We start from the raw sequence: 12579 nt of genomic DNA, 5'->3' as shown, positions 1-12579 counted from the left end.
GCACAAGACGCAGCAACAAAAGCAAATCAAGCAATTGACGCAGCAACTGACAATGCAGGAGTAGCAACAGCTCAAACAGACGGTATAGCAGCAATTGAAGCTGTAACCCCAACAGTAGCAGTTAAAGCAGCGGCTAAAGCTGAAGTAGCGAAAAAATTAGCAGAAAAATTAACAGCACTTGAAGGTACTCCAAACGCAACGAAAGAAGAAAAAGATGCGGCTAAACAAGCAGCACAAGACGCAGCAACAAAAGCAAATCAAGCAATTGACGCAGCAACTGACAATGCAGGAGTAGCAACAGCTCAAACAGACGGTATAGCAGCAATTGAAGCTGTAACCCCAACAGTAGCAGTTAAAGCAAATGTGCGTAAAGAATCTAAAGAATTGCCAAATACAGGTACAGCAGATTCTACTGTAGCTATGGTAGCAGCTGCCGCAAGTGCAGTACTTGGTCTAGGTCTTGTAGGCCGTCGTCGTAAAGAAGATGAAGAAGTATAATTTATATATGAACTAATCTAATCTTTTAGTAAAATTTGTATTTGATTTTATAGCTTATATAGAATTTCTTAAAAAATCTCCTAGTAGTCCATTGATTGCTAGGAGATTTTGTTTCTTTGTCAATTATATAAGGTATCGAAACTGGAATAGTAGGACATGACTTCTGAAGCATTGTTAGAAATTAATTTGACTTTCCTAATATCTTAGTTCACATCTTCGATAATTAAAAATACGATTATTAATTTTTACGAATAATATAGAAAAGGAGGGAAATCATGTTTGTTGCGAGAGATGCTAGGGGACAGTTGGTAAATGTGTTAGAGGATAAGCTTGAGAAGCAAGCATACACCTGCCCAGCTTGTGGAGGTCAGCTACGTTTGCGGCAAGGAGCAAGTGTACGGACCCATTTTGCCCATAAATCTTTAAAAGACTGTGATTATTCCTTTGAAAATGAAAGTCCAGAACACTTAGCAAATAAGGAAGTCCTCTATCACTGGTTGAAAAAAGAGGCAGAGGTGCAATTAGAATACCCTCTTCCAGAGCTTAAACAGATTGCAGATGTGTTTGTAAATGGCAATCTAGCTTTAGAGGTTCAATGTAGTCCCTTGCCTCAAAAAGTTCTTAAAGAGCGTAGTGAGGGCTATCGTAGTCAGGGTTACCAAGTACTGTGGTTGCTGGGAGAAAAACTTTGGCTCAAGGAGCGGTTGACTCGTCTGCAAGAAGGTTTTCTCTATTTCAGTCAAAACATGGGCTTTTATGTTTGGGAATTAGACAGTGAAAAACAAGTTTTAAGACTCAAATACCTGATTCACCAAGATCTCCGAGGTAAACTCCATTATCAGATTAAGAAATTTCCCTATGGTCACGGTAGTCTACTGGAGATATTACGTCTTCCCTATAAGAAACAAAAAATATCTCATTTTACAGTTTCTCAGGACAAGGACATCTGTCGCTATATCCGGCAACAACTGTTTTATCAAAATCCCTTTTGGATGAAAGAACAAGCAGAAGCCTATCAAAAGGGAGAAAATCTCCTGACTTATGGCTTAAAAGAATGGTATCCACAAATTCGACCACTAGTAGGTGATTTTTGCCAAATTGAGAAGGATTTGACCAGCTATTATCAGTATTTTCAAACCTATTATCAAGAAAATCCTCAAAATGATTGGCAAAAGCTTTATCCGCCAGCCTTTTATCAGCAATATTTCTTAAAAAATATGGTAGAATAGAAAGGATGGAGGAATCTAATGGTATTACAAAGACATGAAATAAATGAAAAAGATACATGGGATCTATCAACGATTTACCCAACTGACCAGGCTTGGGAAGAAGCCTTAAAAGATTTAACAGAACAATTGGAGACAGTAGCCCAGTATGAAGGTCATCTCTTGGATAGTGCGGATAACTTACTAGAAATCACTGAATTTTCTCTTGAAATGGAACGCCAAATGGAGAAGCTTTACGTTTATGCTCATATGAAAAATGACCAGGACACACGTGAAGCCAAGTATCAAGAGTACTATGCCAAGGCCATGACTCTCTATAGCCAGCTAGACCAAGCCTTTTCATTCTATGAACCCGAATTTATGGAAATCAGTGAAAAGCAGTATGCTGACTTTTTAGAAGCTCAGCCAAAATTGCAGGTTTATCAACACTATTTTGACAAGCTTTTGCAAGGCAAGGAACACGTTCTTTCACAACGTGAAGAAGAATTATTAGCTGGAGCTGGGGAAATCTTTGGTTCGGCAAGTGAAACCTTCGCTATTTTGGACAATGCGGATATTGTGTTCCCTTATGTTCTTGACGATGATGGTAAGGAAGTTCAACTCTCTCATGGGACTTACATACGTTTGATGGAGTCTAAAAATCGTGAGGTGCGTCGTGGTGCCTATCAAGCTCTTTATGCAACTTATGAACAATTCCAACATACCTATGCCAAAACCTTGCAAACCAATGTTAAGGTCCAAAACTACCGAGCAAAAGTTCGCAACTACAAGAGTGCTCGTCATGCAGCTCTTGCAGCAAATTTTGTCCCAGAGAGTGTTTATGACAATTTGGTAGCAGCAGTTCGTAAGCATTTGCCCCTCTTGCATCGTTACCTTGAACTTCGTTCAAAAATCTTGGGAATTTCAGACCTCAAGATGTACGATGTCTACACACCACTTTCATCTGTTGAATACAGTTTTACCTACCAAGAAGCCTTGAAAAAAGCAGAAGATGCCTTGGCAGTCTTGGGTGAGGATTACTTGAGCCGTGTTAAACGTGCCTTTAGCGAGCGTTGGATTGATGTTTATGAAAATCAAGGCAAGCGTTCAGGGGCCTACTCTGGTGGTTCTTACGATACAAATGCCTTTATGCTCCTTAACTGGCAGGACAATCTAGACAATCTCTTTACTCTTGTCCATGAAACAGGTCATAGTATGCATTCAAGCTATACTCGTGAAACGCAGCCTTATGTTTACGGGGATTACTCTATCTTCTTGGCTGAGATTGCCTCAACGACCAATGAAAATATCTTGACGGAGAAATTATTGGAAGAAGTGGAAGATGATGCAACGCGCTTTGCTATTCTCAATAACTTCCTAGACGGTTTCCGTGGAACAGTTTTCCGCCAAACTCAATTTGCCGAGTTTGAACACGCAATCCATCAAGCAGACCAAAATGGAGAAGTCTTGACAAGTGATTTCTTAAATAAACTCTACGCAGACTTGAACCAAGAGTATTATGGTTTGAGTAAGGAAGACAATCCTGAAATCCAATACGAGTGGGCTCGCATTCCACACTTCTACTATAACTACTATGTATATCAATATTCAACTGGTTTTGCAGCAGCCTCAGCCTTGGCTGAAAAGATTGTCCATGGCAGTCAAGAAGACCGTGACCGTTATATTGACTACCTTAAGGCTGGTAAATCTGATTATCCACTTAATGTCATGAGAAAAGCTGGTGTTGATATGGAGAAGGAAGACTACCTCAACGATGCCTTTGCAGTCTTTGAACGTCGTTTGGATGAGTTTGAAGCCCTTGTTGAAAAATTAGGATTTGCATAAGATGGTTGAATCGTATAGTAAAAATGCCAACCATAACATGCGTCGCCCTGTCGTCAAGGAAGAAATTGTGGACTTGATGCGTCAGCGCCAAAAGCAAGTCACAGGATCTTTGAAAGAATTGGAAGACTTTGCACGCAAGGAAAATATTCCCATTATTCCCCATGAAACGGTTGCTTATTTCCGTTTTCTCATGGAAACCATGCAGCCTAAAAACATTCTGGAAATTGGGACGGCCATCGGGTTTTCAGCCCTCTTGATGGCAGAACATGCGCCAAATGCCAAGATTACAACCATTGACCGCAATCCAGAGATGATTAGATTTGCCAAGGAAAATTTCGCCCAGTTTGACAGTCGTAAGCAAATCACACTACTAGAAGGAGATGCGGTAGATGTCTTATCTACCTTGATAGAATCCTATGATTTCGTTTTTATGGATTCTGCTAAGTCTAAATACATCGTCTTTCTGCCAGAAATCCTCAAACATTTGGAAGTCGCTGGTGTGGTTGTCTTGGATGATATTTTCCAAGGTGGTGATGTTGCCAAGGATATTATGGAAGTCCGTCGTGGCCAGCGAACTATTTACAGAGGACTTCAAAGACTATTTGATGCAACCTTAGACAATCCAGGACTCACCGCAACACTAGTACCTCTGGGAGACGGCATTCTCATGCTTCGTAAAAATGTAGCAGATGTTCAATTGCCTGACAGCGAATGATTTTCAGAAAAATTTAAGAAAATATAGTAAAATAGATAGGGTAATACTTATCTCAAAGGAGTAGACATGAAGAAAAAACTATTGGCAGGTGCCATTACACTATTATCAGTAGCAACTTTAGCAGCTTGTTCGAAAGGTTCAGAAGGAGCAGATCTTATCAGCATGAAAGGGGATGTCATCACAGAACATCAATTTTATGAGCAAGTGAAAAGCAACCCTTCAGCACAACAAGTCTTGTTGAACATGACCATCCAAAAAGTATTTGAGAAGCAATATGGCTCAGAAGTAGATGACAAAGAAGTCAACGATACTATTGCCGAAGAAGAGAAACAATATGGTGAGAACTACCAACGTGTCTTATCGCAAGCAGGAATGACTCTTGAAACACGTAAAGCTCAAATTCGTACAAGTAAATTGGTTGAGTTGGCAGTTAAGAAAGCAGCAGAAGCTGAATTGACAGATGATGCTTACAAGAAGGCCTTTGACGAATACACTCCTGATGTGACTGCTCAAATTATCCGTTTGGATAATGAAGACAAAGCTAAAGAAATTCTTGAAAAAGCTAAAGCTAGTGATGCAGACTTTGCTCAATTAGCCAAAGATAATTCAACAGATGAGAAAACTAAAGCGAATGGTGGAGAAATCACTTTTGATTCTGCTTCAACAGAAGTACCAGAACAAGTTAAAAAAGCTGCTTTTGCTTTAGATGTAAACGGTGTTTCTGATGTGATTAGCGTTACTGGAACACAAGCCTACAGCAGTCAATATTACATTGTTAAACTGATTAAGAAAACAGAAAAATCATCTAATATTGACGATTACAAAGAAAAATTAAAAACTGTTATCTTAACTCAAAAACAAAACGACGCATCATTTGTTCAAAGTATTATCGGAAAAGAATTGCAAGCAGCCAATATCAAGGTTAAAGATCAAGCCTTCCAAAATATCTTCACTCAATACATCGGTGGTGGAGATTCAAGCTCAAGCAGTTCTTCAAAAGAATAAAACAGAAAAGAGCCAAGTGCTCTTTTTCTTATGAGAAAATCTTCTATCTTAAGGGTAAGAGTTTTTTTCTTTCGGAAAAAATGGTATAATAGCAATCAAAACTAGAAAATAAACGGAATTTGGGAATAATTTCTTTTGTTCTCATTAGATTGGTGATACTATGAAGATTAGTAAGAGGCACCTGTTAAACTATTCTATTCTAGTTCCTTACTTACTTTTATCTATTTTGGGTTTGATTGTAGTCTATTCTACAACCAGTGCCATTCTTATTGAAGAAGGTAAAAGTGCCCTCCAATTGGTTCGAAGTCAGGGAATGTTTTGGATATTTAGTTTAATATTGATTGCCTTGATATATAAGCTGAAACTGAATTTTTTAAGAAAAGAACGACTTTTATTTATTGTTATGTTTGTTGAGCTGATTCTCTTAGCTCTGGCTCGCTTAATTGGTACGCCAGTCAATGGAGCCTATGGTTGGATTTCAGTAGGACCTTTGACCATTCAGCCAGCGGAGTATTTGAAGATTATCATCGTCTGGTACTTGGCCCAACGTTTTTCAAAACAACAGGATGAAATTGGTATTTACGATTTTCAAGTTTTAACTCAAAATCAATGGATTCCTCGAGCTTTTAATGATTGGCGTTTTGTCCTCTTGGTAATGATAGGAAGTTTGGCTATTTTCCCAGATCTGGGGAATGCGACTATCCTAGCTCTGGTCGCCTTGATTATGTATACAGTCAGTGGGATTGCTCATCGTTGGTTTATAGCATTTATTGGTGTATTGTTTGGAGTTTCAGCCCTATCCTTATCAGCTATTTCTATGATTGGGGTTGATAAGTTTTCAAAAGTTCCAGTATTTGGTTACGTTGCTAAGCGTTTCAGTGCTTACTTTAATCCCTTTGCCGATTTGGCAGGAGCAGGCCACCAACTTGCTAATTCCTACTTTGCCATGGTAAATGGTGGCTGGTTTGGTCTAGGTTTAGGAAATTCAATCGAAAAACGTGGTTATTTACCAGAGGCTCATACAGACTTTGTATTTTCAATTGTCATTGAAGAGTTTGGATTTGTGGGAGCCAGCTTGATTTTAGCCCTTGTCTTTTTCCTGATTTTGCGGATTATCCTAGTCGGTATTCGTGCTAAGAATCCCTTTAATTCCATGATGGCGATTGGGGTTGGGGGGATGATGCTGGTACAGGTATTCGTCAATATCGGTGGAATTTCTGGCATTATTCCTTCGACAGGAGTAACCTTCCCCTTCTTATCGCAAGGAGGGAATAGTCTTCTGGTCTTGTCTGTAGCCATCGCCTTTGTCTTAAATATTGATGCAAGTGAAAAACGTGCCCAATTGTATGAGGAGTTAGAAACTCACTCATCAAACTATATGTAGAGTTGATAGCGGAAAGGATGACCTATGTCTCTTCAAAAATTAGAAAACTATAGTAATAAAGCTGTCGTGCAAGAAGAAGTATTGATTTTAACAGAATTGTTAGAAGATATCACTAAAAATATGCTTGCCCCAGAGACTTTTGCAAAAATCATGGAGTTGAAAGAATTATCAACTCAAGAAGATTATCAGGGCTTGAACCAACTGGTTACTAGTCTTTCAAATGATGAAATGGCTTATATTTCACGCTATTTCTCTATCTTACCCCTCTTAATTAATATTTCAGAAGACGTGGATTTGGCCTATGAAATCAACCACCAAAATAATATTGATCAAGATTATCTTGGAAAATTATCAGCAACAATCAAAATGGTTGCAGAAAAAGAAAATGCGGTTGAAATTCTTGAACACTTGAATGTTGTCCCTGTTTTGACTGCTCATCCAACACAAGTGCAACGTAAGAGTATGTTGGATTTGACCAACCATATCCATACCCTTTTGCGTAAGTATCGTGATGTGAAATTAGGCTTGATTAATAAGGAAAAATGGCATAATGATCTCCGTCGTTACATTGAGATTATCATGCAGACAGATATGATTCGTGAAAAGAAATTGAAAGTAACCAATGAAATCACGAATGTTATGGAATACTACAATAGTTCATTCCTGAAGGCAGTTCCTCATTTGACTGCTGAGTACAAGCGTCTGGCTAAAAAACACGGTTTGGAGTTGAAACATCCTAAACCAATTACCATGGGAATGTGGATTGGTGGAGACCGTGATGGGAATCCTTTTGTTACAGCAGATACCTTGAAACAATCTGCTATGACCCAGTGTGAAGTCATCATGAACTACTATGATGAAAAGATTTACCAACTTTATCGTGAATTCTCCCTCTCGACTAGTATCGTCAATGTTAGCAAGCAAGTCAGAGAAATGGCTCGTCAATCCAAGGACAACTCTATTTATCGTGAAAAAGAACTTTATCGTCGTGCCTTGTTTGATATTCAATCAAAAATCCAAGCAACAAAAACTTATCTGATTGAAGATAAGGAAGTTGGAGCTCGCTATGAAACGGCCAATGATTTTTATAAGGATTTAATTACCATTCGTGATTCCCTCATGGAAAATAAGGGTGAAGCACTGATTTCTGGTGATTTTGTTGAGCTGATTCAGGCAGTTGAAATTTTTGGTTTCTATTTGGCATCTATTGACATGCGTCAAGATTCTAGTGTTCATGAAGCTTGTGTGGCCGAACTCTTGAAATCAGCAGGAATTCATTCGCATTATAGTGAACTAAGTGAAGAAGAAAAATGCCAGCTTCTTTTGAAAGAATTAGAAGAAGATCCACGTATTCTTTCTGCCACTCATGTTGAAAAATCAGAGTTACTTGAAAAAGAATTAGCAATCTTTAAGGCCGCTCGTAAGTTGAAAGATAAGTTGGGAGATGATGTCATTCGTCAGACTATCATTTCACATGCAACCAGCGTATCAGACATGTTGGAATTGGCTATCTTGCTAAAAGAAGTAGGGTTAGTTGATAAAGAAAGAGCCCGTGTCCAAATTGTTCCTCTCTTTGAAACAATTGAAGACTTGGACCACTCAGAAGAAACCATGAGAGAATACCTTTCTCTTCCTCTTGCTAAGAAATGGATTGCTTCGCGCAATAACTACCAAGAAATCATGCTTGGCTACTCTGATAGTAATAAAGATGGTGGTTATCTTTCATCATGTTGGACCCTCTATAAGGCTCAACAACAATTGACTGCTATTGGAGATGAATTTGGCGTTAAGGTTACCTTCTTCCATGGCCGTGGTGGTACTGTCGGTCGTGGTGGTGGACCAACCTATGAAGCTATCACATCTCAACCGCTTAAATCAATCAAGGATCGTATCCGTTTGACGGAGCAGGGTGAAGTAATTGGCAATAAATACGGTAACAAAGATGCTGCCTACTATAACCTTGAAATGCTAGTATCTGCAGCTATTAACCGTATGATTACTCAGAAGAAGAGTGATACCAATACATCCAATCGATATGAAGCCATTATGGATCAAGTGGTGGACCGTAGTTACGATATCTACCGTGATTTAGTCTTTGGTAATGACCATTTCTATGATTATTTCTTCGAGTCAAGTCCAATCAAGGCTATTTCAAGCTTTAACATTGGTTCTCGTCCAGCCGCTCGTAAGACTATTACTGAAATCGGTGGTTTGAGAGCCATCCCTTGGGTATTCTCATGGTCGCAAAGTCGCGTCATGTTCCCTGGCTGGTATGGGGTTGGTTCAAGCTTCAAGGAATTTATCGATAAAAATCCAGAGAATATCGCTATCTTACGAGATATGTACCAAAACTGGCCTTTCTTTCAATCGCTTCTTTCAAATGTTGATATGGTCTTGTCAAAATCAAATATGAACATTGCTTTTGAATATGCCAAACTGTGTGAGGATGAAGAAGTAAAAGCAATCTATGAGACTATTCTAAATGAATGGCAAGTCACCAAAGAAGTTATCTTGGCTATCGAAGGTTACGATGAACTCTTGGCTGAAAATCCATATCTAAAAGCAAGTTTGGATTACCGTATGCCTTACTTTAATATCCTCAACTATATCCAGTTGGAGTTGATTAAACGTCAACGTCGAGGAGAATTATCAAGCGATCAAGAAAAATTAATCCATACAACCATCAACGGAATTGCGACAGGATTGCGTAATTCAGGCTGATACCTATCAAACTTCCTCTTTTCTATAGGGGAAGTTTTTGAATAGTTTAAAAAAATGCTAAAAGAGTCTTGACAAGTAGTTGAAAAATGATATAATTTAACCATTCAGAAAAGTAATCATAATAAACTTTTTAGAGAGTCTGTGGTAGCTGAAAACAGATAAGTGATGATGATGAAAATTGGGCTGGATGTTATGTAGAATTTGAAATCATAAAAATTCGGTGAGCACACCTTACAGTGCATCTCGTTATTGCGAGACAGAGCGATAGGGAAATTCCCTATAATTGAGGTGGTACCGCGCATCGACGTCCTCACACAAGTTTTTTGTGTGAGGACTTTTTTGATGGAGGTTAGTATGGAAAGAAAACGATGGTGTCGCTTGTTTAGATAAGTGAAGTATTTTAAAGGAAATAAAAAGGAGAAATAGCATGAAAAATAAACGTTTAATTGGAATTATCGCTGCATTAGCAGTCTTAGTAGCAGGAAGTCTAATTTACTCTTCAATGAATAAACCAGAAGCTAAAAATGAAAAGAAAATTGCCAAAGTTGGTGTCCTTCAGTTTGTGAGCCATCCCTCTCTTGACTTGATTTATAAAGGGATTCAAGATGGACTTGCAGAAGAAGGTTATAAAGATGACCAAGTTAAAATTGATTTTATGAACTCAGAAGGTGACCAAAGTAAGGTTGCGACAATGAGTAAACAATTGGTTGCAAATGGGAATGACCTTGTGGTTGGTATTGCAACACCAGCTGCTCAAGGTTTGGCTAGTGCAACAAAAGATCTACCGGTTATCATGGCTGCTATTACAGACCCAATTGGTGCTAACTTGGTCAAAGATTTGAAAAAACCAGGTGGCAACATCACAGGGGTGTCTGACCATAATCCAGCTCAACAACAAGTTGAACTCATCAAAGCTTTGACACCAAATGTGAAAACAATCGGAGCTCTTTACTCAAGCAGCGAAGACAATTCAAAAACACAGGTAGAAGAATTTAAGGCTTATGCTGAAAAAGCAGGTTTGACAGTGGCAACATTTGCAGTTCCTTCAACAAATGAAATTGCTTCAACAGTTAACGTTATGACTAGCAAGGTCGATGCTATCTGGGTTCCAATTGATAACACAATTGCTTCAGCCTTCTCAACTGTTGTATCAAGCAACCAATCAGCTAAAAAACCAATCTACCCAAGTGCAACTGCCATGGTAGAAGCTGGTGGTTTGGCATCAGTTGTAGTTGACCAACACGACCTTGGTGTGGCAACTGGTAAAATGATTGCGGAAGTCTTGAAAGGTGCTAAACCAGCTGATACTCCAGTTAATGTCTTTTCAACTGGTAAGTCAGTGATTAACAAAAAATTGGCACAAGAGCTAGGTATTACGATTCCTGAATCTGTTCTAAAAGAAGCAGGACAAGTGATTGAATAACCTGTAATGGAGGAGTTGGGGACATCTCCTCCAATTTTTTACAATAGAAATCATATAGAAAAGGTTAAGAAACAGATGATACTATCTATTATTTCTCAAGGATTTGTCTGGGCTATTTTAGGTCTGGGGATCTTTATGACATTTAGGATTTTGAACTTTCCAGATATGACAACAGAAGGTTCCTTCCCTCTTGGGGGAGCTGTTGCTGTCACTCTGATAACCAAAGGCGTGAACCCATTTTTAGCGACTCTTGTTGCTGTAGGAGCAGGTTGTTTGGCTGGAATGGCAGCAGGCCTTCTTTATACAAAAGGGAAGATCCCAACCTTGCTCTCAGGGATTTTGGTGATGACTTCTTGTCACTCTATCATGCTCTTGATTATGGGACGTGCAAATTTAGGATTGCTTGGAACCAAGCAAATTCAGGATGTCTTGCCTTTTGATTCAGACTTGAACCAACTCTTGACAGGTCTTATCTTTGTCAGTCTTGTCATTGCTCTCATGCTCTTTTTCTTGGACACCAAACTCGGACAAGCCTATATTGCTACAGGTGACAATCCTGATATGGCTAGAAGTTTCGGGATTCATACTGGGCGCATGGAGCTCATGGGCTTGGTCTTATCAAATGGTGTGATTTCCCTTGCAGGAGCTCTCATTGCCCAGCAAGAAGGGTATGCCGATGTATCTCGAGGAATCGGGGTTATCGTTGTGGGGCTTGCAAGTTTGATTATTGGAGAAGTTATCTTTAAGAGTTTGAGCTTAGCAGAACGTCTGGTTACCATCGTTGTAGGTTCTATTGCCTATCAATTCTTAGTGTGGGCAGTTATTGCGCTTGGCTTTAATACAAGTTACCTTCGTTTGTACAGCGCCGTGATTTTAGCAATCTGCCTCATGATTCCAACATTTAAGCAAACAATCTTGAAAGGAGCCAAGTTAAGCAAATGACAGCTATTGTAGAATTAAAAAATGCAACCAAAATCGTTAAAAATGGCTTTGATGAAGAAAAGATTATTTTAAATGATGTTTCCTTAGAAATTTTTGAACAGGACTTTATCACGATTTTAGGTGGAAATGGTGCTGGGAAATCGACTCTCTTTAACACCATTGCTGGAACTTTATCACTAACCAGTGGAACTATCCGTATTTTAGGTGAGGATGTTACTAAGTTTTCACCAGAGAAGCGCGCTAAGTATCTGTCTCGTGTCTTCCAAGATCCCAAGATGGGGACAGCTCCTCGTATGACAGTGGCAGAGAATCTCTTGATTGCCAAGTTTCGTGGTGAAAAGCGTGGACTGTTTCCGAGACGTCTGGCTAGCTATAAGGATGAGTTTCAGGCAACCATTGAAAAAGTGGGAAACGGTCTTGAGAAACACTTGAATACACCGATTGAGTTCTTATCAGGTGGACAAAGACAGGCTTTGAGTCTCTTGATGGCAACCTTGAAGCGCCCTGAATTACTCTTGTTAGACGAGCATACTGCAGCCCTTGATCCAAAGACAAGTGTCGCTTTGATGGAATTGACGGATGAATTTGTCAAGAAAGATCAGCTGACAGCTCTTATGATTACTCATCATATGGAAGATGCTCTCAAATATGGCAATCGCTTGATTGTCATGAAAGAAGGACGGATAATTCATGACCTCAATAATGAAGAAAAAGCTAAGATGAAAATCTCTGATTATTATCAGCTCTTTGAATAAAGTAGGGAAAATGAGTGAAATGGTTTACTTTTTTTCTGAAATAAAGTATACTATATAAAGTAAACTATGATAACATGGAGGTATTG

10 protein-coding genes and 1 other annotated feature are annotated in these 12579 nt (G+C 39.0%); all 10 genes read left to right on the top strand.

Features of this window, described 5'->3' with window-relative positions:
- A partial coding sequence (locus D8836_RS08525) for a DUF1542 domain-containing protein (RefSeq protein WP_142999080.1) occupies positions 1-498 on the top strand: 498 nt, incomplete at its 5' end.
- A gap of 275 nt (positions 499-773) precedes the next feature.
- Entirely contained in the window at positions 774-1727 is a 954-nt protein-coding gene (locus D8836_RS08520; RefSeq protein WP_125393724.1) for a competence protein CoiA, read from the top strand.
- Positions 1728-1745: 18 nt separating this feature from the next.
- Positions 1746-3548 carry an oligoendopeptidase F gene (gene pepF, locus D8836_RS08515; RefSeq protein WP_125393723.1) on the top strand — a complete coding sequence of 601 codons (1803 nt, stop codon included), beginning with the start codon at positions 1746-1748 and terminating at the stop codon, positions 3546-3548.
- Position 3549: 1 nt separating this feature from the next.
- On the top strand, positions 3550-4263 hold the full coding sequence (locus tag D8836_RS08510) for an O-methyltransferase (protein WP_125393722.1): 714 nt from the start codon (positions 3550-3552) through the stop codon (positions 4261-4263).
- A gap of 66 nt (positions 4264-4329) precedes the next feature.
- Entirely contained in the window at positions 4330-5268 is a 939-nt protein-coding gene (prsA, locus tag D8836_RS08505; protein WP_004254642.1) for a peptidylprolyl isomerase PrsA, read from the top strand.
- Positions 5269-5428: 160 nt separating this feature from the next.
- Complete coding sequence (gene ftsW, locus D8836_RS08500) at positions 5429-6652, top strand: cell division peptidoglycan polymerase FtsW (protein ID WP_125393721.1); 1224 nt, start codon at positions 5429-5431, stop codon at positions 6650-6652.
- 24 nt (positions 6653-6676) lie between these two features.
- On the top strand, positions 6677-9373 hold the full coding sequence (gene ppc, locus D8836_RS08495) for a phosphoenolpyruvate carboxylase (RefSeq protein WP_125393720.1): 2697 nt from the start codon (positions 6677-6679) through the stop codon (positions 9371-9373).
- 96 nt (positions 9374-9469) lie between these two features.
- Positions 9470-9688: a binding site (T-box leader), on the top strand.
- 112 nt (positions 9689-9800) lie between these two features.
- Complete coding sequence (gene trpX, locus D8836_RS08490; protein ID WP_125393719.1) at positions 9801-10796, top strand: tryptophan ABC transporter substrate-binding protein; 996 nt, start codon at positions 9801-9803, stop codon at positions 10794-10796.
- Between the two features lie 75 nt (positions 10797-10871).
- Positions 10872-11738: an ABC transporter permease gene (locus D8836_RS08485; protein WP_125393718.1), complete on the top strand. Its 867-nt coding sequence runs from the start codon at positions 10872-10874 to the stop codon at positions 11736-11738.
- Entirely contained in the window at positions 11735-12493 is a 759-nt protein-coding gene (locus tag D8836_RS08480) for an ABC transporter ATP-binding protein (protein ID WP_125393717.1), read from the top strand. The genes D8836_RS08485 and D8836_RS08480 overlap by 4 nt, the downstream gene beginning before the upstream one ends.
- Positions 12494-12579 lie beyond the last annotated feature (86 nt).

This window comes from Streptococcus mitis (genome assembly GCF_003942995.1).
Taxonomy (GTDB): Bacteria; Bacillota; Bacilli; order Lactobacillales; family Streptococcaceae; genus Streptococcus; species Streptococcus mitis_CV.
This window is presented reverse-complemented; position numbering and strand designations above follow the sequence as displayed.

Coding starts and splice junctions, on each gene's coding strand:
- trpX (WP_125393719.1), top strand. CDS start 9,801: ATGAAAAATAAACGTTTAATTGGAATTATCGCTGCATTAGCAGTCTTA.
- D8836_RS08520 (WP_125393724.1), top strand. CDS start 774: ATGTTTGTTGCGAGAGATGCTAGGGGACAGTTGGTAAATGTGTTAGAG.
- pepF (WP_125393723.1), top strand. CDS start 1,746: ATGGTATTACAAAGACATGAAATAAATGAAAAAGATACATGGGATCTA.
- prsA (WP_004254642.1), top strand. CDS start 4,330: ATGAAGAAAAAACTATTGGCAGGTGCCATTACACTATTATCAGTAGCA.
- ftsW (WP_125393721.1), top strand. CDS start 5,429: ATGAAGATTAGTAAGAGGCACCTGTTAAACTATTCTATTCTAGTTCCT.
- D8836_RS08480 (WP_125393717.1), top strand. CDS start 11,735: ATGACAGCTATTGTAGAATTAAAAAATGCAACCAAAATCGTTAAAAAT.
- D8836_RS08510 (WP_125393722.1), top strand. CDS start 3,550: ATGGTTGAATCGTATAGTAAAAATGCCAACCATAACATGCGTCGCCCT.
- D8836_RS08485 (WP_125393718.1), top strand. CDS start 10,872: ATGATACTATCTATTATTTCTCAAGGATTTGTCTGGGCTATTTTAGGT.
- ppc (WP_125393720.1), top strand. CDS start 6,677: ATGTCTCTTCAAAAATTAGAAAACTATAGTAATAAAGCTGTCGTGCAA.